This is a genomic window from Microbacterium sp. p3-SID336, from assembly GCF_025143365.1.
Classification (GTDB): Bacteria; Actinomycetota; Actinomycetes; order Actinomycetales; family Microbacteriaceae; genus Microbacterium.
This window is the reverse complement of the sequence record NZ_JALXPE010000066.1, coordinates 1-21,437: the sequence shown is the minus strand read 5'-3', so window position 1 is coordinate 21,437 and position 21,437 is coordinate 1. Positions and strand designations below refer to the sequence as shown.

At 69.5% G+C, this 21,437-nt stretch carries 22 protein-coding genes; 3 read left to right on the top strand and 19 right to left on the bottom strand.

Going from position 1 to position 21,437, the window contains the following annotated elements:
* The 8 genes from M3C17_RS16230 to M3C17_RS16195 form a co-directional block, all read right to left on the bottom strand.
* Nucleotides 1-283 (bottom strand): hypothetical protein (locus M3C17_RS16230; RefSeq protein WP_259978975.1); only part of this gene is annotated, 283 nt, incomplete at its 3' end.
* A gap of 91 nt (nt 284-374) precedes the next feature.
* The gene (locus M3C17_RS16225) at nt 375-1,403 is read right to left on the bottom strand and encodes an Lrp/AsnC family transcriptional regulator (protein WP_259978973.1); all 1,029 of its coding nucleotides are present in this window, start codon (nt 1,401-1,403) and stop codon (nt 375-377) included.
* A complete protein-coding gene (locus tag M3C17_RS16220; RefSeq protein WP_259978972.1) occupies nt 1,400-2,299 on the bottom strand; it encodes an alpha/beta fold hydrolase in 900 nt (299 codons plus the stop codon). The genes M3C17_RS16225 and M3C17_RS16220 overlap by 4 nt, the downstream gene beginning before the upstream one ends.
* A gap of 25 nt (nt 2,300-2,324) precedes the next feature.
* Complete coding sequence (locus M3C17_RS16215) at nt 2,325-3,503, bottom strand: Xaa-Pro peptidase family protein (RefSeq protein WP_259978971.1); 1,179 nt, start codon at nt 3,501-3,503, stop codon at nt 2,325-2,327.
* A 9-nt stretch (nt 3,504-3,512) separates the two neighbouring features.
* Nucleotides 3,513-4,412 carry an ABC transporter permease gene (locus M3C17_RS16210; protein ID WP_259978970.1) on the bottom strand — a complete coding sequence of 300 codons (900 nt, stop codon included), beginning with the start codon at nt 4,410-4,412 and terminating at the stop codon, nt 3,513-3,515.
* Nucleotides 4,409-5,371: an ABC transporter permease gene (locus M3C17_RS16205; RefSeq protein ID WP_259978969.1), complete on the bottom strand. Its 963-nt coding sequence runs from the start codon at nt 5,369-5,371 to the stop codon at nt 4,409-4,411. Before M3C17_RS16205 ends, M3C17_RS16210 begins: the two co-directional genes overlap by 4 nt.
* Before the next feature lie 32 nt (nt 5,372-5,403).
* On the bottom strand, nt 5,404-7,023 hold the full coding sequence (locus M3C17_RS16200; RefSeq protein ID WP_259978968.1) for an ABC transporter substrate-binding protein: 1,620 nt from the start codon (nt 7,021-7,023) through the stop codon (nt 5,404-5,406).
* Entirely contained in the window at nt 7,023-8,228 is a 1,206-nt protein-coding gene (locus M3C17_RS16195; protein ID WP_259978966.1) for a dipeptidase, read from the bottom strand. Before M3C17_RS16195 ends, M3C17_RS16200 begins: the two co-directional genes overlap by 1 nt.
* 155 nt (nt 8,229-8,383) lie before the next feature.
* Between M3C17_RS16195 and M3C17_RS16190 the strand changes: the two genes are divergently transcribed.
* Entirely contained in the window at nt 8,384-10,051 is a 1,668-nt protein-coding gene (locus M3C17_RS16190; protein ID WP_259978965.1) for an ABC transporter ATP-binding protein, read from the top strand.
* Between the two features lie 3 nt (nt 10,052-10,054).
* Here M3C17_RS16190 and M3C17_RS16185 read toward each other — a convergent pair whose 3' ends face one another.
* The 10 genes from M3C17_RS16185 to rplU form a co-directional block, all read right to left on the bottom strand.
* Entirely contained in the window at nt 10,055-10,744 is a 690-nt protein-coding gene (locus M3C17_RS16185; protein WP_259978964.1) for an SDR family oxidoreductase, read from the bottom strand.
* A 1-nt stretch (nt 10,745) separates the two neighbouring features.
* Entirely contained in the window at nt 10,746-11,126 is a 381-nt protein-coding gene (gene rsfS / locus M3C17_RS16180; RefSeq protein ID WP_210677724.1) for a ribosome silencing factor, read from the bottom strand.
* On the bottom strand, nt 11,126-12,298 hold the full coding sequence (locus M3C17_RS16175; protein WP_259978962.1) for a hypothetical protein: 1,173 nt from the start codon (nt 12,296-12,298) through the stop codon (nt 11,126-11,128). The genes rsfS and M3C17_RS16175 overlap by 1 nt, the downstream gene beginning before the upstream one ends.
* Complete coding sequence (gene nadD, locus M3C17_RS16170) at nt 12,295-12,897, bottom strand: nicotinate-nucleotide adenylyltransferase (protein WP_259978961.1); 603 nt, start codon at nt 12,895-12,897, stop codon at nt 12,295-12,297. Before nadD ends, M3C17_RS16175 begins: the two co-directional genes overlap by 4 nt.
* A gap of 6 nt (nt 12,898-12,903) precedes the next feature.
* Nucleotides 12,904-13,128 (bottom strand): hypothetical protein, encoded by a 225-nt coding sequence (locus M3C17_RS16165; RefSeq protein ID WP_136030670.1) that lies wholly within the window; start codon nt 13,126-13,128, stop codon nt 12,904-12,906.
* A gap of 64 nt (nt 13,129-13,192) precedes the next feature.
* A complete protein-coding gene (locus M3C17_RS16160; protein WP_259978960.1) occupies nt 13,193-14,446 on the bottom strand; it encodes a glutamate-5-semialdehyde dehydrogenase in 1,254 nt (417 codons plus the stop codon).
* 9 nt (nt 14,447-14,455) lie between these two features.
* Nucleotides 14,456-15,241: a glutamate 5-kinase gene (gene proB / locus M3C17_RS16155; protein ID WP_259978959.1), complete on the bottom strand. Its 786-nt coding sequence runs from the start codon at nt 15,239-15,241 to the stop codon at nt 14,456-14,458.
* Nucleotides 15,238-16,740, bottom strand: a complete 1,503-nt coding sequence (obgE, locus tag M3C17_RS16150; RefSeq protein WP_259978958.1) for a GTPase ObgE — start codon at nt 16,738-16,740, stop codon at nt 15,238-15,240. The genes proB and obgE overlap by 4 nt, the downstream gene beginning before the upstream one ends.
* A gap of 96 nt (nt 16,741-16,836) precedes the next feature.
* Nucleotides 16,837-17,094 (bottom strand): 50S ribosomal protein L27, encoded by a 258-nt coding sequence (gene rpmA / locus M3C17_RS16145; protein ID WP_017202370.1) that lies wholly within the window; start codon nt 17,092-17,094, stop codon nt 16,837-16,839.
* 19 nt (nt 17,095-17,113) lie between these two features.
* The gene (rplU, locus tag M3C17_RS16140; RefSeq protein ID WP_259978957.1) at nt 17,114-17,422 is read right to left on the bottom strand and encodes a 50S ribosomal protein L21; all 309 of its coding nucleotides are present in this window, start codon (nt 17,420-17,422) and stop codon (nt 17,114-17,116) included.
* Nucleotides 17,423-17,635: 213 nt separating this feature from the next.
* Between rplU and M3C17_RS16135 the strand changes: the two genes are divergently transcribed.
* A complete protein-coding gene (locus tag M3C17_RS16135) occupies nt 17,636-17,905 on the top strand; it encodes a DUF4031 domain-containing protein (RefSeq protein WP_259978956.1) in 270 nt (89 codons plus the stop codon).
* Here M3C17_RS16135 and M3C17_RS16130 read toward each other — a convergent pair.
* Entirely contained in the window at nt 17,867-20,500 is a 2,634-nt protein-coding gene (locus tag M3C17_RS16130; protein ID WP_259978955.1) for an Rne/Rng family ribonuclease, read from the bottom strand. The genes M3C17_RS16135 and M3C17_RS16130 overlap by 39 nt on opposite strands.
* A gap of 281 nt (nt 20,501-20,781) precedes the next feature.
* Here M3C17_RS16130 and M3C17_RS16125 point away from each other — a divergent pair, with 281 nt between their 5' ends.
* Entirely contained in the window at nt 20,782-21,399 is a 618-nt protein-coding gene (locus M3C17_RS16125; RefSeq protein ID WP_259978954.1) for a vitamin K epoxide reductase family protein, read from the top strand.
* The last annotated feature ends 38 nt before the right edge of the window (nt 21,400-21,437 follow it).

Sequence of the window (21,437 nt, the reverse complement as noted above, 5' to 3'; positions counted from 1 at the left end):
AGGTGGCGAGCAGCGGCGGACGGTGCGGGATGGAGATCGGTCGGGTGGCCCGGCTGTTCACCTGCATGCGCTCGACCTCCTCGAGCACCTCGAAGGCGGTGCCGTAGCGGATCGCCAGGGGGAGATCGCGCAGCCACGTCACCTCCACCTCCGTGGCTGCCAGCTCGTACACGCACGCCACGACGTGTCGCGGGTCGTTCGCCGGATACTTCAGATCGTTGATCACCCACTCGGACGGCGTGATGCGGTGAAGCACGAATCGGGGATCAGGAACGTCAGACATCGCTCGGCCCTCCAGGACTCTCTTAGAAAGAGAGTGCGGCACCGCAGCCACCCAGGGAAGGCCCTTGACACCGGCGCGCGGAGGTGCAGGATCAGGCGTCGATCGCCCCCGCCGAGGCCACCTGCGCCCGCCACCACGGCGTCTCGATGAACCCGCGCTTCATGAACACGAGCTCCATGGCGGCGTTCCACCCGCGCACGCCCTTGAGGTGCGCGATGGTGCCGGTGAGGAAGTCGTGCAGTGTCTCGGTGCTGGGCAGGATGATCTCGCAGTACAGCGAGTTCTCCTCCAGGGCCGCGGCAAGGAACCGCACCGACACATGCTGAGCAAGGGTCTGCGCGACCGAGGCGAGGCGTGACGGCTCGACCCGCAGCATCAGCAGCGTCTCGGCGCTCATGCCCAGCGCGGAGGCCGGGACCATCGTGACCGTGGTCAGGCATCCCGCATTGCGCATGCGCTCGTAGCGGCGGCGCACGCTGCTCTCGTTCATGTCGAGGGCATCGGCGATCGACTGGAACGACGCCCGGCCGTTGTGCCGCAGCTCCTCCACGATCGCGCGGTCGGCGTCGTCGAAGTGGGTGGGGTCGCACGTGTTCGGTGCCGGCATGTACGCCGCGGGGTCGCTCGCGGCTTCGGCGTGCGAGTCGTACAGCTGCCGCCCCCAGTCGAAGCTCACCTTGTACGTGTGCACGACGAGGTCGCTGCGCCAGCGCTCCACCCCGGGAATGGCCTGCAGATCGGTGAGCACGTGCGCATAGTTCGCCGAGTCACCGGGGATCACGACCTCGGCGAACACGTCGAACTTGCCGGTCACGAGAGTCACGAAGCGCACATACGGCGAGCCGATCAGCGCCTGCGCGACGCCGAGCTGCGAGCCGGGGGTGCAGTTGATGCGCACGAAGAACGTCTCCACGTGCCCTTCGCTGCCGAGCGTCGGCACGATCCCGACGCGCACGACGCCCTCCGCGAGCAGCTGCTGCCCGCGCCTGGTCACGGTGGAGACCGACGCGCCGGCGAACTCCGCGATGGAGGTCCAGCTCGCCCGCCCGTCCTGCTGCAGCGCGACGACGATCCTCCTGTCGAGATCGCTGACTTCCCTTGTCAGAGGAACACTGCTCATCGGGTCGGCGGGTACACCCGGTGCAGGAAGGTGCGCACCGTCTGCGTCCACGCCTCTGCCTCCTCGATCTGCGGGGAGTGCCCCGACTTCTCGAACACCACCATCTCCGAGTCGGGGATGAGATCGGCGATCGTCTGGCTACACGATACTGGCGTGATCCAGTCGGTCCGGCCCACCGTGATGAGTGTCGGCACCGAGATCTCGGGAAGCCGTGGCTTCAGGTCGTAGTTCGGCAGGTTCACCGAGAAGGCGTAGTTGTGCGCGCGATAGCGGTAGGGCGTCGCCTGGACCTTCCGCTCCACGGCCTCGGGGTCGTACACGAAGTCGTACAGGGGAAGGATCTCGCGCCAGCAGTCCTTGAGGTCCTCGTCGTCGCGCACCTGGCCGAGGTCGATGCGGTCGAACTTCTCCATGTCGATGTCCACGCGGTCGGAGGCGAGCGCGTTCTCCCGCGCGAGGTGCGCGTTGGAGTTGTCCGGTGAGGTGTCACGCAGCACCAGCGCCGCCACCCGGTCGGGATAGCGCAGCGCGTACTCCATGGTCATGAAGCCGCCGTACGAGCCGCCCGCCATCACGATCCGCTCCGCGCCGATCCACTCGCGCAGCCCGTCGATGTCCGCCGCCCACTGCTCGTGGCTGTAGGTGCCGTTCCCCTCGCTCTGGCCGCTTCCCCTGGCGTCGAACACCACCACGCGGTACTCGTCGGCGAGGCGTCCGAAGCTGGCCCGTGGTTCCGCCCGCGATCCGAGACCCGGTGCACCGTGGTGGGTGATGATGACCGGAGCATCCTCCGGGCCGAGCACCTCGACGGCCAGGTGGTTGCCGTTGATCTCGACCCACTGGTGGTCGCTGGTCGCGGCGGCGAACTCCGGGGAGACCTCGGGGGTGGATGTCATGTCGTCCTCTTTCTCGAGCGGGGCGTCAGAGCGCGATGGTGCAGTCGTCGAGGCTGCGCGGGTAGGTGGTGAGGGGTTCGGCACCGGTGTCGGTGACGAGCATGCTGTCGCTGATGCGGTAGCCCGCATGCCCGGGGACGTAGATGCCCGGTTCGTTGGAGACGACCATGCCCGCCTCCAGCAGAGTCGGGTCGCCGTCCTCCAGCCACGGCGCCTCGTGCATTCCGAGGCCGATGCCGTGGCCCTGCCGGTGGCGGATGTACTCCCCCAGTCCGGCCTCGCGGATCACGTCGAGGCACAGCCGGTTCGCCTCGCGGCACTCCAGCCCGGCGCGGATCGTCTCCCGCCCGACCTGCTGCGCCGCGCGGATCGTGTCGTGGTACCGGCGCTGATCCGCGGTGGGCTCCCCGAGCACGAACGTGCGCTCGCCCTCGATGAATCGGCCGCCCACGGCGCACCCGAGCGACAGCATGAACGTGTCGCCGGGGCGGAGGCGATTGACGGAGGGCAGCCCGTGCGGGAACGCGGAGTTCGCCCCCGAATACACCAGGCCGCCCGCGAGCAGCGAGGCCACCACGACGTTGCGGTGCTCGGCATACATGATGCGGGTCCCGGCCGCGGTCACGTGACGCTCCAGCTCGGTCTCCGTGGGCAGCTCACCGCCCGCAGCGACCGCGTCCCGCACCAGCGCGACACCCGCCTCCAGCATGAGATCGGTGATGCGGGCGGCCTCGCGGTGCAGCGCCACCTCCTCCGGGAACTTCACGTAGCGCGTGCGCAGGAGGAGGTCGGACGGGATCAGCTCGGCGTCCGGCATCGCGGCCCGCGCGGCGGCCAGACGCTGGTACGGCATCGTGGTCGCGAACGCCACCCGGCCGCGTGGCGACACCGCGTCCGCGAGCGCCTGGAACGGCGGCACGACGCCCGGGTACTCGAAGAACGCCACGAGCTCGGCGCGTGCGGACTGCGACTGCGCGTACTCGCGCTCCAGCTCCGGAAGCAGCATGACGGTGCGCCCCGCAGCGTCGAGCCAGATGGCGACGGGTCGCTCGGACGGGTGGTGGAAGAACCCGGTGAGGTACGCGATGTCCTCCGGGTGGTCGGTGAGAACGGCGTCGAAGCCCTCCTCCACCATCCGCTCCCGCACGCGCTGCTGCACGGTGTCGAAGAACGCGGGCGTGAGGCGCTGGTCGAAGACGGTCATGCAGTGCTCCTAGCGGGACAGGTGGCGCGGGTTGCGCGCATCGTTGTAGGCGATGGACAGGAGGGTGGCCGACAGCACCAGGATCAGGATCGCGATGGAGGGGAACAGCGTCAGCCACCACGCGCTCACCATGGCGCCCGCCTGCTGCGCCTCGTACAGGATGCGCCCCCACGACCACGTGGTCGGGTCGCCCAGTCCGAGGAACGCCAGCCCCGCGGCCGACAGCACCGCGCGCGACGCCGTCACCACGACCGACACCACGACCACGGGCGTCACCGCCGGCAGCACGTGCCGGGTGATGATCCACAGGGGTGAGGTCGTCATGAGGCGGGACGCGTCGACGTAGGGCAGACCGACGACCGTGAGGGCCTGGGAGCGCACGAGACGCGTGACCTCGGGCCAGGAGAAGGCCGCGACCACGAAGATGATGGTCGAGGTGCTGGGGCCGACGAGGGCTGCGATCAGGATCATGAGCGGCAGCACGGGCAGCGACAGCGTCATGTCGACGATCACGCTGATGATGCTGTCGAGCTTGCGGAAGTACGCGCCGACGACCGCGATGATCGTGCCGAACACGATCGCGATCACCGAGGCGGCGACGGCGACGAGCACGCTCTGCTGTGTGCCCCAGATCACCTCGGAGAACACGTCGCGCCCGAGCGCGTCGGTGCCGAACCAGTGGTCCCCGCTCGGCGGTCGCAGCACGTCGGGACCGTAGCTCGCCGGATACGGGGCGATGAGAGGGGCGGCCAGGGCCACGATCACGAGGAGGATGAGCAGCCCGAGGGAGATCATGCCGAGCGGGTCTCGGCGGAACGCACGCCACGTGTGCGCGCTGGCGCGCTCGCTTCCCGCGGCGGTGGGCTCGCTCGGCGCGAGGGTCTCGGTGGAGGGCAGCGGAGCGGTCATGCGGTCTTCACTCTCGGGTCGAGGTAGCCGTAGATGATGTCGGTGACCGTGTTCGCGACGACCACGGTGATGGCGAGCATGAGGAACGCGCCCTGCAGCACCGGGAAGTCGAGCTGGGTGACGGCCTCGTAGATGCCGCGGCCGATGCCGGGGTACGCGAAGACGGTCTCGGTGAGCACCGCACCGCCGACGAGGAAGCCCAGCTGCAGGCCGATCAGGGTCGTGGTGGGCAGCAGCGCGTTGCGCAGCGCGTGCTTCCAGAGGATGCGCCGGCCGCGGATACCGTTGGCCTTGGCGAGCAGGATGTAGTCCTCGCCGAGCGTCTCGATCAGGGTGGAGCGCATGGTCAGCACGTACGAGCCGACCTGGATGAGCATGAGCGAGACGGCGGGGAGCACGAGGTGTCTGGCGACGCTGAGGTACCAGTCCATGCCGTACGTGTTGTTCGTGTAGGCGCCGCCGATGGGGAACCAGCCGAGGTTGAGCCCGAACACGAACAGCAGCAGGATCGCCACGCTCGGCACGAACAGCGACTGCCCCGTCACCCCGAGCACCTGCACGGCCCTGTCGATGAAGCGCCCCTTGTGCGAGGCGGCGGCCACCCCGAGCGGGACGCCGATAAGGATCGTGAGCACGAGGGCGGTGATGGTCAGCAGCAGAGTCCACGGCAGCCGCTGCAGCAGCACATCCGTCACCGGGATCGACTGCGTGAACGAGATGCCGAGGTTGCCCTGCAGCAGCTGCCACATGTACAGCCCGTACTGCACGATCAGGGGCTGATCGAGGCCGTACTGCTCGAGGATGGTCGCCCGGATGTCCTCCGTCATGTTCGGACTCGCCAGCGCAAGGGCGGGGTCGCCGGGAAGCAGACGCAGGAGCAGGAACGTCACGGTCACGGCGAACCAGATCGTGAGCAGACCGCGCCCTGCGCGACGGAGAATGAACGATGCTCGGGACACCCGGGCGACCTTCCTCGAGAGTGGGGGGGTTGTTACTCGACCGGGTGCGCGCTCGCGAGCGAGAGCGGGTTCACGATCGAGAGCAGTTCGCTCGGCTTGGAGATGAAGCCGGCCCAGTCGTCGCTCGCGGCGAAGAACAGGTTCTGCGTGTACATGATGTTGTCGTAGACCTGCTCGTGCACGATCTTGTTCGCCTCACGCATGATCTCGATCTTGTCGTCCTCGTCGAACGTGACCATGCCCTCCTCGATCAGCGCGTTGAGCTCGGGGTCGTCGACGTGGGTGTAGTTGATCGCTCCGCCCGGGAGGTACGACAGGGCGAAGTTCGTCACCGGGTCATCCATGATGGCGAAGTTGCCGGCATAGATGTCGTAGTCGCCCTCGTTCGTCATGGACAGGTAGGTGTTGCGCTCGGTGCCCTGCAGCTCGATCGTGATGCCGGCCTCGGCCGCGCTGTCCTTCACCATCTGCGCCCACTGGCTCGTCACGCTGTCCTGGAGTGAGTAGATGAGGCGGAACGAGACCGGGAAGGTGCCGTCGGCGTTCGCCGTATAGCCGGCCTCCTCCATGAGCTCGCGCGACTTCTCCGGGTCGAACTCGTACTCGGTGACGGAGTCGTCGTAGTACTTCGCGAGGACAGGCATGAGCGCGCTGGAGCCGGTGGAGACCGCCTGCCCCTGCAGCACGACCGTGCGGATGGCCTCGTAGTCCACGGCATGCGCGAGCGCCTGGCGCACCAGCACGTTCGCGAGGTCCGGCTTCTCCATGTTGTACACGAGGTGCGCGTAGCCGAGGCCGGCCGCCTCGATGACCTGCAGACCGTCGGTGTTCTTCAGCTGCTCGACCTGCGCGGGCGGGAGCGCGTTCGCGATCACGTCGATCTCGCCGCTCTGCAGCGCCAGGATCTCGGTGTTCACGTCCGGGTACACGCGGTACACGACCTCGGCAGGGCCGGGCACGCCGCCGTCGACCAGCGGGTAGTCCTCGACGCGTTCGAGCGTGTAGTGCTGCCCGACCTGGAAGTCGGTCATGATGAACGGGCCCATGCCCACCCAGCCGCCGTCGCTGCCGTCGTTCGCGAACTCCGCGATCGAGCCCTTCGGCTCGAACACGTGCTGCGGCACGACGACGCCCCAGAAGCCGATCTCGTCGATGATCGACGAGTCGGGCTGCGTGAGCGTCAGCTCGACCCGGGTCTCCGACACGGCGGTCGCGGTGTCGAGGTTGCCGAGCTGCCCGTAGAACGTGCCGGGCGCCTGATCGCGCTTCACCGCGTTCAGGGTCCACGCGACGTCTTCGGCCGTGAGCGGCTCGCCGTCGCTCCAGGTGAGGTCGTCGCGGATCTCGTAGAACCCGGTCGTGTCGTCGACGTAGCCCCACTCGGTGGCGACGTGGGCCTCCTTGGTGCCGTCGTCGCTGATGCTCAGCAGGTGCGGGTACATCAGGTTCGTGACCCAGGAGTCCGTGCGGCTGTTGCCCAGGACGGGGTTGAAGTTGACGACGTCGGTCGTCGTACCGATGCTGAGCGTCTCATCGCTCGGCCCGGAGGTGCCGGAGGACTCCCCCGGCTCCGGCGCCGTCGGCGCGCACGCGGCGAGACCGACCGCGAGGACCGCGGCCGCGCCGACTGCGAGGAACGTGTTGTGCTTCATCAGACCCAGACCTCCTCGAGGACGCGCATGGTGTTGCCGCCGACGACCGCGCGGATCTCGTCGTCGGAGTAGTCGTGCTTCACGAGCCAGCCGATGATGTTGTAGAAGGCCTCGGCGGGGTTCTCGATGCCGTCGACGTACGGCTGCTTCTCGTAGTCGACGTTGGCGTGCGCCTGGCCGAGCGACAGGTTCGAGGAGAACGCGTCGTGCAGGCCCACGTGGTCGCCGAACAGGGTGTCGGGTCCGAAGCTCACGTGCTCCAGGCCGACCAGGTCGACGCAGTACTGGAAGTGGTCCATGACCGACTCCAGCGAGTGCTTCGGGTGCTGCGGCGAGATCGTCGTGTGGGGCGCGGCCTCGATGCCGATCACTCCGCCGCGCTTGGCGCATTCGATGATGGTCTCGTCCGTCTTCATGCGGTTGGTCGGCCACAGGCCCCGGGCGCCCGCGTGCGTGATGAACACCGGCTTGGTGGAGTGGGCGATCACGTCGAGACACGTCTGGTCTCCCGAGTGGGAGATGTCGATGGCGATCCCGAGCTTGTTCATGCGCTCCACGGCGCGCTCGCCGAAGTACGTGAGCCCGCCGTCGCCGCGCTCCTTCAGGCCGCCGCCGAGCATGTTCGCCTCGGAGTACGCGATGCCCATCTGGCGCACGCCGAAGCCGTACAGCACGTCGAGGCGGTCGACCTCGTTCTCGATCATCGTGGCGGCCTCGAGCGCGAAGATGTGGGCCACGCGACCGGTCTCCGCGGCGTAGCGGATGTCCTTGATCGACTCGGCCTTGATCACGAAGTCCTGGTGCGCGAGGTCGGCCATGCGCACGCCCAGGTCGAACAGCACGTCCTGGTACTTCCACCCGGCGTCGCTCGAGATGCAGCAGGTGCCGTCCATCCCGTTGTCGAACACGGCGGTCAGACCGGAACGGGCGAGGCCCTGGTAGCCGGTGGGTTCGCGGCCCTGGCGGATGTGGTCGCGGAGCTCGCCCATGTCCTCGGGGAAGACCTGGACGTGCTCGTGGAGGGAGATCACCGTCTCCTCGCGCAGCAGGCGCTCGGTGCGCTCCTTCTGCGCGTCGCTGAGGCCGAGGTCGTAGGCGGGCACGCGCCCGATCTGCTTGGCGTAGCGGAATTCGCGGTAGTCCTTGCCTGCTTCGAGGTAGTCGTACGCGGTATAGCCGGTGTAGCGGTCTGCTGGTTCGAGCACGGATGCGCTCCTTCGGGTCGATGCGGGCTGTCCTCCCGCTCGTCGAACGGGAGATTTCCTCGAATCTCGACGATTCCGGCACGAAAGTCAACTGTTGTGATGATTTTCGGCTGAGATGTTTCCTGTTCGAAACAATTCAGCGCCAGAATGCTGGCATGATGTCATCCATGGAGAACACACCCGCCCCCGAGGACACCGTCGTCCTGGACGTCCGCGGCCTCAGCGTCACCCTCGACGGCGCCCGAGGCCCGAACCGCGTCGTCGATGCGATCGACCTGACGGTCCGCCGCGGCGAGGTGTTCGCGCTGCTCGGCGAGTCCGGCTCGGGAAAGTCGATGACCGCCAGAGCCATCATGGGCCTGATCGACAACGGCGAGGTGGAGGCAGAGCGGCTCGCCCTCGGCGGCACCGATCTGCTCACGCTCACGCCCGAGCAGCACCGGCGGCTGCGCGGCGTGCGGGTGAGCCTGGTCATGCAGGACGCGCTCTCCGCCCTGAACCCCGTCCTCAGCATCGGCGACCAGATCACCGACCTGCTCCGGGCCCACCGCAGCATCGGCCGGCGTGCGGCCGAGGCGCGCGCGGTCGAACTGCTCACCCTCGTCGGCATCCCCCAGCCCGAACGGCGCGTCCGCGACTACCCGCACCAGTTCTCCGGCGGACAGCGCCAGCGCATCCTCATCGCCATGGCGATCGCGCTCGACCCCGACCTGATCATCGCCGACGAGCCGACCACCGCCCTCGATGTGACCGTCCAGGCGCAGATCCTCGACCTGCTGCTGTCGCTGCGCGACCGGCTCGGGATGGGCATCCTGCTCATCACGCACGACCTCGGCGTCGTGATGGAGGTGGCCGACCAGGTGGCCGTGATGCGCACCGGTCGCATCGTGGAGGCCGGGCCGGCGGACGAGGTGCTCACGGCGCCCCAGCATCCATACACGCTGCAGCTGCTCGACTCCATGCCCCAGGACGTGAGCGCCGCCGCGGACGACGACGGCTCCGCACCCATCCTCGAAGGGCGGGGGCTGGAGCGCACCTTCCGCTCCGGCAGCGGGCGACGCGCCCACCGCGTCCGGGCCGTCGGCGGCGTCGATCTCGCGCTGCGCAGCGGGGAGATCCTCGCCATCGTCGGCGAGTCCGGGAGCGGGAAGTCGACGCTCGCCCGCATGCTGGTGGGCCTGGACACCCCCGACGCGGGCACCCTGCGCTACCGCGACCAGGACGTGACTCGCGGGCGCCTGCGCGACCGGAAGATCCTCCGCCGCGGAGTGCAGATGGTCTTCCAGGACCCGTACACGTCGCTGAACCCGCGTATGACGGTGCAGCAGCTCATCGCGGAGCCGCTCGCGGCGACGCGCACCGGCACCCCGGCGAGTCGTCGGGAGCGGGTGGCGGAGCTGCTGCGGCTCGTCGGCCTCGACGCCGACATGGCCTCGCGCTTCCCGCACCAGTTCTCGGGAGGTCAGCGACAGCGCATCGGCATCGCCAGAGCGCTCGCGCTCGACCCCGACGTGCTGGTCTGCGACGAGCCGGTGTCGGCACTCGACGTCTCGATCAGGGCGCAGATCATCGACCTGCTCTGCGAGCTCCGCGAGCGCCTGGGCATGTCGATCGTCTTCATCGCGCACGACCTGTCCCTCGTGCGGCACATCGCCGACCGCGTCGCGGTCATGTACCTCGGCGACATGGTCGAGGTGGGCGACACGGAAGAGGTCTACCGCCACCCCTCGCACCCGTACACCCAGGCGCTGCTGTCGGCCATCCCGCCGCAGACCCGCGCCGAGCGCGGCATGCTCCAGCGCCGCACGCGGCTGAGCGCCTGACCCTCAGCCCGCCGGGCGCACCGTGAGATCGGTGAGGTGCGCGTCGCGCGGCAGGTCCAGCGCCGTGAGGATCGTGCTCGCCACCGCCTCGGGCGTGATGAACCGCGAGGGGTCGTAGTCCTGCCCCTCCTGGCGGTGCACGCGCTCCTGCATCGGCGTGGCCGTCCGCCCGGGATAGATCGAGGTCACGCGCACGCCGTGCTCCGCCTCCTCCAGCCGGAGGGCATCGGCCAGGGCCCGCAGTCCGTGCTTCGACGCCGCATACGCCGACCAGCCGGCGTTCGCCCGCAGTCCCGCCCCGGAGTTCACGAACACCACGTGCCCTCGGGAGACGCGCAGCACCGGCAGCAGCAGCCGGGTGAGCTCCGCCGGAGCGACGAGGTTCACAGCGAGCTGCTGCTCCCAGAGCGCCGGGGTGAGTTCGCCCACCGTGCCGAGATCGACGACGCCGGCCGCATGCACCACGGAGTCGATGCGCTCGGGAAGGCTCTGCTTCGACAGCGCCCAGGAGAGTCGGCCGGGCTGCGCCAGATCCCCCACGACGGTGGTGGCTCCCGGCAGCTGCTCGGCGAGCTGCCGCGCCCTGCCGGCGTCCCGCGCGAGGGCGACGACCTCATCGCCGCGATCCAGGAGCCGCCGTGCCAGCACGGCACCGATCCCGGAACCGGCGCCGGTCAGCAGATGCGTCGACACGTCAGCGCGGGTCGGCGGAGGTCTCGGCGACCTCGAGCGGGATGACGGGGCAGTCCTTCCAGAGGCGCTCCAGCCCGTAGTACACGCGCTCCTCCTGGTGGAAGACGTGCACGATCAGGTCGCCGAAGTCGAGCAGGACCCAGCGGGCCTCCGCTCGGCCCTCACGGCGCACGCGCTTGTGGCCGGACTCGACCAGGCGGTCCTCGATCTCATCGGCGATCGCGGCGACGTTGCGCTCGCTGTTCCCCGTGACGAGAAGGAAGATGTCGACGAGCGGCAGCGGCTCGGAGACGTTGAGCGCGACGAGATCCTCTCCGCCCTTCGCGACAGCGGCTTCGGCGGCGATGCGGAGCATCTCTTCGGCGGTTTCAGGTGATTGCATCAGAAGACATTCGTGGAGAAGGCGACGACCAGGGCCACACCCAGTGCGAGTGCGAGACCCCCGGCGACGATCGCGAGGATCATCATCAGCCGGTTGCCCTTCTCGGGCGCCGGCGGACGGATCACCTCGCCGGCGGGCTTGATGGTGCTGACAGCGGAGCTGGCAGCGATGGGGGTCGGCGAGGACGCCGGAGGCAGCTCCCCGTCGATGAGGACGGCGTCGACGTCCTTGCCGTCCGCCGTGCCGTGGGCGTGGCCCTGCGAGCCGATGCCCTTGGGCAGCTCGTACGACCCCGTGACGAGGATCTCCCCGGTCGAGGCGACGGGCCCCGACAGCGAACCCTCGCCGGGCGACGGCGTGAAGATCAGCGCGTTCGGCGAGCGGTGGGAGCCGCCGGAGTCGTTGGACGTGAGCAGTTCGTCGAAGGACGGACGGAAGGCCGAGGGCTTCTGCGGCTCGTCGGCGAGCACGCCCTTGCCGAAGGCGGGGCTCACGGTGGGCCGCTCCCCCTCGGCGACGGGATCATCGTCGGCGAGCTCGGGATCGGCCAGCACGTCCTCGTCGGTGCGCTCAGGCTCGGGGATGCCGAGGACCGTCGCGACGTCATCGTCCCCGGCGGACTCGCTCGGACGCTCCACCTCGGTGAGCGGCACGGCGCCGACGGCTTCCACAGCCCCGGCAGCCGCGACCGGCTCGATCGCGACCTCGTCGTCCACGTCCTCGTCATCGTCGGCCGCGCTGTCCGTGCGAGAGAAGTCAGGGACGCCGGAGACGATCTCGTCCTGCGCGGGTGCCTCGACGGGTGCGGGAGCGGGCGACTCGGGCTCGGCGGAATCGGGCTGCGCCGGAGCGGCGGGTTCTGTCGTTTCCTCCTGCGGGTCATCCTGTCCGCCGATCACCGGCACCGAAGCCGTCTTGATCTTCTCCTGCTCACGCGCCTGGCGGCGGGTCAGCGGGGCGACGCCCAGATCGACCGCGCTGTCGGCCACGGGAGCGGGCGGGACGGCTGCGGGCTCGGCGGCGCGCGGCAGCGACTGTGCGGGAGGAGCAGGCGGGGTGGCCTCGGCCGCCGCAGCGGCCTCCTCCTCGCTGATGACCGGGGTGGATCCCGTCAACCGGATCTCACGCAGCTGCTTCCGCGTCAGCGGACCTCGCTGATCCGATGTGCTCATGCCTTGCTCCGATACAGATGATGCTTCGCGATGTACTGGACGACTCCGTCGGGGACGAGGTACCAGACCGGTTGATCGTCGCGGACGCGTTCGCGGCAGTCCGTCGACGAGATCGACAGCGCCGGCACCTCGAGCTGGCTGACGTCGTCGCTCGGGAGGCCGTCGATGCTCAGAACGTGTCCGGGGCGCGAGACCGCGACGAAGTGGGCCAGTTCCCACAGTTCATCATGGTCTCTCCAACTGAGAATTTGCGCCACGGCGTCGGCGCCGCTGATGAAGAACAGCTCCGCGTCCGGCCGCTGGGCCTTCAGATCGCGCAGCGTGTCGATCGTGTAGGTGAGCCCCTCCCGGTCGATGTCCACCCGGCTGACCGTGAACCGCGGGTTCGAGGCCGTCGCGATGACCGTCATCAGGTAGCGGTGCTCACTGGGGGTGACATCGGCCTTCTGCCAGGGTCGTCCGGTCGGGACGAAGACCACCTCGTCGAGGTCGAACGAGTGCGCGACCTCGCTGGCCGCGACCAGATGGCCGTGATGGATCGGGTCGAACGTGCCGCCCATCACGCCGATGCGCGGTGCGCGCGTGGTCGCAGTGCTCATGAGGGCCTAGTGGCCGTGCCCCGCCTCGTGGCCGTCCTTGCCGTGCTTCGCGGCCCATGCCTCCGCCTTGGCCGAGTGACGGTTCGCCACGTTCTTGTACGACAGCGTCACGAACCCGAGAGCGGCGAACACGATCGCCGCGATGACTCCGAAGATCAGGGTGTCGAGCGCGACGTTGCCGTGGTGCTCGGTCTCTGCGGCGGCCATCGCGATCTGTGCGACGAGGTTCATCCGTACTCCGTTTCGTGGCGTGCTGTCTCGGGTTGCGGGGATGCAGCGTTCCCCAGTCTAGCCCTCAGGCGCGCGTCTGACCCGCCCCACGCGCGAGCCACTTCGTGCTCGTCAGCTCGGACAGCCCCATCGGGCCGCGCGTGTGCAGCTTCTGCGTGGAGATGCCCACCTCCGCGCCGAAACCGAACTCGGCGCCATCGGTGAACCGGGTGGACGCATTCGCCATCACGACGGCCGAGTCCACCTCGGCGAGGAAGCGCTCGGCGCTGCGCGCGTCGGTCGTGACGATCGCCTCGGTGTGCCCCGTGCTGTAGCGACGGATGTGGGCGAGCGCGTCATCGAGGGTGTCGACCACTTTCATGGCGACGTCGAGGCTCAGGTACTCCGTCGCCCAGTCCTCCTCCGTCGCCGGGATGACGTTGGCGACGAGACCGGCCACGATGTCGTCGCCGTGGATCGCCACGCCCTCGCTCATGAGAGCGCTGGCGACGAGCGGGATGAGTCGCGGCGCGGCCTGCCGGTGCACCAGCACGGTCTCGACCGCGTTGCACACGCTGGGCCGCTGCACCTTGGCGTTCACGACGATGTCGCGCGCCCAGTCGTCCGGCGCGCTCTCGTCGAGCAGGATGTGCACGTTGCCCGCGCCCGTCTCGATCACCGGAACGGTCGACTCGGTGACCACGGTCTCGATCAGCCCGGCACTCCCGCGCGGGACCAGCACATCGATGAACCCCCGCCCGTGCATGAGGGCCTTCGCGCCCTCACGGCCGAAATCGTCGACGGTCTGCACTGCTTCCGGGGTGATTCCGACGGCGGACAGTGCAGCACGCATGACGTCGACGAGCACGGTGTTGGAGTCGCGGGCGGCGCTCCCCCCGCGCAACACGACGGCATTGCCGGACCGCAGTGCGAGGGCGGCGATGTCCACCGTGACGTTCGGGCGCGCCTCGTAGATCGCGCCGACCACGCCGAACGGCACGCGCACCTGCTCCAGCGATACGCCGTTCGGCATGCGGTGACCGCCGACGACGCGCCCCACCGGATCGGGCAGCGCAGCGACCTGACGCACCGCGGCGGCGAGAGCTGCCACGCGCTTCTCGTCGAGCCGCAGGCGGTCGATCAGCGCATCGCCGATCCCGTCCTCCCTGCCGCGAGCGATGTCCCGGGCGTTCGCCTCGATGATGCGCGGAGCATCCTTCTCCAGTGCGGCGGCGATCGCTTCCAGGGCGCGGGCCTTGTCGTCGCTGGTGAGGGCGGCGGTGGCGCGAGAGGCCTCCTTCGCGCGCTCCAGGCGCGCCTGGGGGGTCTGGTCGGTCATCCGCCCAGTCTAGGAGGTGGCGGGCTCGAACCAGGTCCCGATGTCGGCCCCGGCGAGGGCCTGATCCACGAGATCGGCACTGGTCACCAGCACCCCGATCCCCGACGCCGCAGCGAGTCGCGCAGCCGAGACCTTCGTCGCCGCACCTCCCGTGCCGACGCTGTTCACGACGGTCGCCCCGAACTCGAGCCCCGAGAGGTCCGCGTCGGGCGCCACGACATCGATGGGCTCGGCGCCCGGGTCCGACGGCGGCTTCGTGTAGAGGGACTCGATGTCGCTCAGGAGCACCAGCGCATCCGCCTCGATCAGCTGTGCGACGAGGGCGCCGAGGCGGTCGTTGTCGCCGAAGCGGATCTCCTGGGTGGCGACCGTGTCGTTCTCGTTCACGATCGGCAGGGTGCGAAGGCCCAGCAGCCGCTCCATGGCACGGCGGGCATTGGAGCGCGAGGTCGGGTTCTCCAGGTCGCCCGTCGTCAGCAGGACCTGACCGGCGACGATGTCGAACGGGCGCAGCGCCTCCTGGTAGCGGTACACGAGGATGTTCTGGCCGACGGCCGCCGCGGCCTGCTGCGTGGCGAGATCGGTCGGACGCGCATCGAGCCGGAGGAACGGGATGCCGGAGGCGATCGCGCCCGAGGACACCAGCACCACCTCGGCGCCGCGGGCGTGCGCCGCCGCCAGCGCCTCGACGATCACGGGGATGCGCCAAAAGGACTCGCCGCTGATCGACGAGGAGCCGACCTTGACGACGATGCGCGCGGCCGTCGCGAGATCGGCGCGCGTGCGTGCGGTCACTCGTCGCCCTCGCGGCGGGTGGCGAGCCGCTCGGCCTCCAGCTCCGCGCGCGCCTGCGCCTTGGCGTCCATCCGCTCGTAGTACTGCTCGCGGCGCTCCGAGGTCGTGCGACGGGCGTTCGGCGCCAGACGCGGGTCGGTGCCGCGCGGCGCGGTCATCAGCTCGGCGGCGGAGCTCATGGTGGGCTCCCAGTCGAAGACGATGCTGTCGCCCTCGCCGATCACCACCGTCGACCCCTGCACGGCGCCGAGTCGGAACAGCTCGTCCTCGACGCCCAGCTTCTCCAGGCGGTCGGCGAGGTAGCCCACCGCCTCCTCGTTCTGGAAATCGGTCTGCTGCACCCAGCGCACGGGCTTCTCGCCCAGGATCCGGTAGACGTTGCCGTACGTGCCGCCCTCGACGCGGATCGAGAAGTCCTTGGTCGACCCCTTGGGGCGGATGACGACGCGCTCGCGCGGCTTCTCGGCCGCGGCGTTCTCGGCACGGTGCTTCTCGACGAGCTCGCCGAGCGCGAACGTCAGCGGACGCAGGCCCTCGTGCGACACGGTCGAGATCTCGAACACGCGGAACCCGCGCGCCTCCAGGTCGGGGCGGACGAGCTCGGCGAGGTCGCGCGCCTCCGGGACGTCGACCTTGTTCAGCGCGACGAGCTGCGGGCGCTCCAGGAGCGGCGTCTGCCCCTCCGGCACCTCATAGGCGGCAAGCTCGGCGAGGATCACGTCGAGGTCGGAGATCGGGTCGCGGCCCGGTTCGAGCGTGGCGCAGTCGAGCACATGCAGCAGCGCCGAGCAGCGCTCCACGTGGCGCAGGAACTCCAGACCCAGGCCCTTGCCCTCGCTCGCACCCTCGATCAGCCCGGGCACGTCGGCCACGGTGAAGCGGAAGTCCTCCACCTGCACCACCCCGAGGTTGGGGTGCAGCGTCGTGAACGGGTAATCGGCGATCTTGGGGCGTGCGGCGGAGATCGCGCCGATCAGGCTCGACTTGCCCGCGGACGGGTAGCCGACCAGGGCGATGTCGGCCACGGTCTTCAGCTCGAGGACGATGTCGCCCTCGTACCCGGGCGTGCCGAGCAGGGCGAAGCCGGGGGCCTTGCGCTTGGGCGTCGCGAGAGCCGCATTGCCCAGCCCGCCCTGGCCGCCCGCGGCGACGACGAAGCGCTCCCCCGGCTCGATCATGTCGATCAGGACCTCGCCGCTCGGCGTCTTCACGACGGTCCCGACCGGGACGGGGAGCTCGAGGGACTGCCCGTCGAAGCCCGAGCGGTGGTCACCCATGCCGGGGCCGCCATTGCCGGAGGAGCGGTGCGGCGAGTGGTGGTAGGACAGCAGCGTGCCCGTCTGCGGGTCGGCCACGAGCACGATGTCGCCGCCGTCTCCCCCGTTGCCGCCGTCGGGCCCCCCGAGCGGCTTGAACTTCTCGCGGTGCACGGAGACGCAGCCGTTGCCGCCCTTGCCTGCACGGAGGTGCAGCGTGACGGTGTCGACGAACGTGACCATGTGCGAGTCCTTCGGTTGGGGGATGCCTGAGGGCAGATACACGGACGGGGCGAGCCGAAGCCCGCCCCGAACCGGATGTCTAGCGTGGTGCTGTGATCACTCAGCAGCAGCGACGATGTTGACGACCTTGCGGCCGCCCTTCGCGCCGAACTCGACCGCACCGGCGGCCAGAGCGAACAGCGTGTCGTCGCCACCACGGCCGACGTTCACGCCGGGGTGGAAGTGCGTGCCGCGCTGGCGGACGATGATCTCGCCGGCGAGGACCTGCTGGCCGCCGAAGCGCTTCACGCCGAGTCGCTGAGCGTTGGAGTCACGACCGTTGCGGGTGGAGCTTGCGCCCTTTTTGTGTGCCATGTCCTGTGTCTCCTCGGTCTTACTTGATGCCGGTGATCTTGACGCGCGTGAGCTCCTGACGGTGGCCCTGGCGCTTCTTGTAGCCGGTCTTGTTCTTGTACTTCTGGATGACGATCTTCGGGCCGCGGAGGTTGCCGACGACCTCGGCCGTCACCGTGACCTTCGCCAGCGCGTCGGCGTCGGTGGTCACCGTGGAGCCGTCGACGAGCAGCACGGCGGGCAGCTCGATCTTCTCGCCCTGGGCAGCCTGAACACGGTCGAGCTGAACGATGGTGCCGACCTCGACCTTCTCCTGCCGGCCACCGGCGCGCACTACTGCGTAAACCACTTCATACCTGTTTCGTTGGGGAGCACGCGGCTCCGAGAATCTCACGGGAAGACTGTTGCTTGCATGCGTCGCTGGTACGACGGGCGCGAATGCAAGACTCTCCGCTTCGGCCGTCGAGGACGACGCGGCATGCGCACCAAGGGACTACTTTACCGGATGGCGGAGCACCTCGCAAAGTGAGCCGGACTGCGCGGCCGGTCGTAGGCTGACGGGGTGACCGTACTCGTCGACGACCCGCTCTGGCCCGCGCACGGACGCCTGTGGGCGCACCTGGTCAGCGACGACAACCTCGACGAGCTGCACGCCTTCGCCAGGGCGCACGGCATCCCGGCGCGCGCGTTCGACCTCGACCATTACGACGTGCCGGAGGATGCGATCCCCCGGCTCGTCGCCGGCGGCGCCCAGCACGTGCACGGCAAGGAGCTGGTGCGGCGCCTGATCGCCTCAGGCCTCCGGGTCCGCGGACGCGACCGGCTGCGCTGACGATTCGGTTCCCACCGACACCGGGGTGCCGGAGAGCGCCGCCGTGGTCACCCGACGGCGTCCGCGGCCCTGACCGGGCGCCTTCGGCTCCGGGAGTGCGTCGAGCACCGAGTCGAGCAGCTCCTCGGCAGGGCTCTTGGGGCCCTTGCGATCGGAGCCGCGCTTCTTGCGGCTCTTCTTCGGGCGCTCCGGGGCGGCTGCAGGGGCCGTGTCGACCGGAGCTGCACCGGTGGCGGCCTCCGCCGACGGCGCGATGGTCGACGCGGCGATCTGCGCCAGTGCGGACTTCGCGCCCTCGGTGATGCTGTGCGTCACCGCCGCGGCGGGAGCCGCCTGGCCGTTGCCGTTGCCGTTTCCGCCGCCGTTGCCGTTTCCGCCGCCATTGCCTCCGCCGCGCTGACGGCGGCCGTTGTTCCCGCCGCCCCCGTTGCCGTTGGCGCGGTGCTTCACGACCGGATCATGGTGCACGATGACGCCGCGACCGGCGCACACCTCGCACGCCTCGCTGAAGGTCTCCAGAAGGCCGAGGCCGAGCTTCTTCCGCGTCATCTGCACGAGCCCGAGCGAGGTGACCTCGGCCACCTGGTGCTTCGTGCGGTCGCGGCTCAGGCACTCGATCAGGCGGCGCAGCACGAGGTCGCGGTTCGACTCGAGCACCATGTCGATGAAGTCGACGACGATGATGCCACCGATGTCGCGCAGGCGCAGCTGGCGGACGATCTCCTCCGCCGCCTCCAGGTTGTTCTTGGTGACGGTCTCCTCGAGGTTGCCGCCGGAGCCGACGAACTTGCCCGTGTTGACGTCGACGACCGTCATCGCCTCGGTGCGGTCGATCACGAGCGAGCCACCGGACGGCAGCCACACCTTGCGGTCCAGTGCCTTCTCGATCTGCTCGGTGATGCGGAACGCGTCGAACGGGTCGACCTCGTCCTCATACGTCTCCACTCGCTCCAGCAGGTCCGGCGCGACGCTCTCGAGGTAGGCGCGGATGGTGCGCTGCGCGTCCTCACCCTGGATGAGCATCTTCGTGAAGTCCTCGTTGAAGACGTCGCGGACGATCTTCACGAGGAGGTCCGGCTCCGCGTGCAGGAGTGCAGGCGCCTGCTGGCTCTCGACCTGCTTCTGGATGTGCTCCCACTGCGAGGTGAGGCGCTGCACGTCCCTGGTCAGCTGCTCCTCGGTGGCGCCCTCGGCCGCCGTGCGCACGATGACGCCGGACGACTCCGGCAGCACCTCCTTGAGGATGCGCTTGAGGCGAGCGCGCTCGTTGTCCGGAAGCTTGCGGCTGATCCCGTTCATCGAGCCGCCTGGCACGTACACGAGGTAGCGACCGGGCAGCGAGATCTGGCTGGTGAGGCGGGCACCCTTGTGGCCCACCGGGTCCTTGGTCACCTGGACGAGCACCCGGTCCCCCGGCTTGAGGGCGAGCTCGATGCGGCGCGGCTGGTTGCCCGTCTCGACGCCGTCCCAGTCCACCTCGCCGGAGTACAGCACGGCGTTGCGGCCGCGGCCGATGTCGACGAAGGCCGCCTCCATGCTCGGCAGCACGTTCTGCACGCGGCCGAGGTACACGTTGCCGATCAGCGACGCGTCCTGGTTGCGGGCGACGTAGTGCTCCACCAGCACGCCGTCTTCGAGCACGCCGATCTGGGTGCGGCCGTTCTTCGAGCGGACGACCATCTTGCGGTCGACGGACTCGCGACGGGCGAGGAACTCGGCCTCGGTCACGACGGGGCGCCGGCGGCCGGCGTCACGACCGTCGCGGCGGCGCTGCTTCTTGGCCTCGAGACGCGTCGAGCCCTTGATGGCCTTCGGCTCGGTGATGTACTCCACGACCCGCTGACGCTGGCGCGGCTCGTCGCGCTGCTCGTCGCCGTCGGATCCGCCGCGGCGGCGGCGGCCGCGACGGCCGGAGCCGGACTCCTCCTGCTCGCGCTCGGAAGACCGGTCGTCACGACCGGGGCGCGCGGGCAGCGGAACGATCTCGGGCGCGTAGAAGTGGAGCTGGGTCGAGACCTGCGACACGAACACCTCGGGCAGCAGACCCAGCGACACGGCGGTCACGGCCGCCGGGGCCTCCGGCTCTGCCGGCGCGTCGACCGCGGAGACGGTCTCCCCGGCCGGGGAAGCGTCCTCGGCAGGAGCATCCTCGGCAGGAGCAGCGGCCTCTTCCGCAGCAGCGGCGTCCTCGGCGGCAGGAGCATCCTCGGCAGGAGCAGCGGCGTCCTCGGCGGCAGCGGCGTCCTCGGCGGGAGCAGCGGCGTCTTCCGCAGCAGCGGCGTCCTCGGCGGGAGCAGCGTCCTCGGCGGGAGCACCATCCTTCGCGGAAACAGCATCCTCGGCGGGAGCAGCGTCCTCGGCGGGAGCAGCGTCCTCGGGCTCCGCGGCCTCGGCGGGAATAGCGTCCTCGGCGGGAGCAGCCTCCCCCGCGGCAGCGGCGTCCTCCGCGGGAGCAGCGTCCTCCGCGGGAGCAGCGTCCTCGGGCTCCGCGGCTGCGGGCTCCGCAGCGGCGGGCGCCTGCGCGGTCAGCTGCTCCGCGGCGTCAGCCGGCAGGTCGAGAGCGGGGGTGTTGTTGTCATTGTTCTCATCGGCCATCTCTGGCGTACTCCCTGCACGGGCACCGGGGTGCTCCGTGAAATCTCATGCGGTACCCGCGGGTTCCGCGAACTCAATCGGCGTGCGACCGGCTCTGGGCTCTGGTCGCGTGGGGCATGGGCCCCGAAGTCTGCGTCGATGCGTGTCGCGGCGGGGGCCGTTCATCGCATCACAGGTCATTATCGCACCACATGGCTCGGTTCGCGGCATCCTCCTCGCCAGCGCGTTTTCCCCGAACCTTTCTCGACCCATCCATAGCCGAAGCTGGGATACTCCTGAGTATGAGCGAGCAGCGCACCCGCCCCGTCGTCTACGCCGTCTGGCTGATCATCGCCAGCGTCATCGGCTGGTTCGCCGCCTTCCAGCTCACCCTCGACAAGCTCATCCAGCTGGAGAACCCGGACGCGGCCCTCAGCTGCAACGTCAGCGTGATGATCCAGTGCGGCAAGAACCTCGGCTCGTGGCAGGGCGAGCTGCTCGGCTTCCCGAACCCCATCATCGGCCTGACTCTGTGGGGCGCACCGCTGTTCGTGGGTGTCGCACTGCTGGCCGGCGCCCGCTTCCCGCGCTGGTTCTGGCTCACGTTCGGCGCGGGCGTGACGTTCGCATTCGCGTTCGCCTGCTGGCTCATCTGGCAGAGCCTGTACGCCCCCAACCTCGGCGTCCTCTGCCCGTGGTGCATGCTCACGTGGTCGGTGACGATCCCGACGTTCTTCGCGACCATGCTCCATCTCACCCGCAACGGCACGTTCACGAGCAACGAAGCCACCCAGGCGCGCGCCGAACGGCTGATGCCCTGGGTGCCGCTCGCCACCATCATCGCGTACGCCGTCGTCGTGCTGCTCGCGCAGCTGCGCGGGCTCGACCTCCTCGGCGAGGTCGTCGGCATGATCTTCTGACCACGGCACACACGACGAAGCCCGGGCCGCCGGGGGGG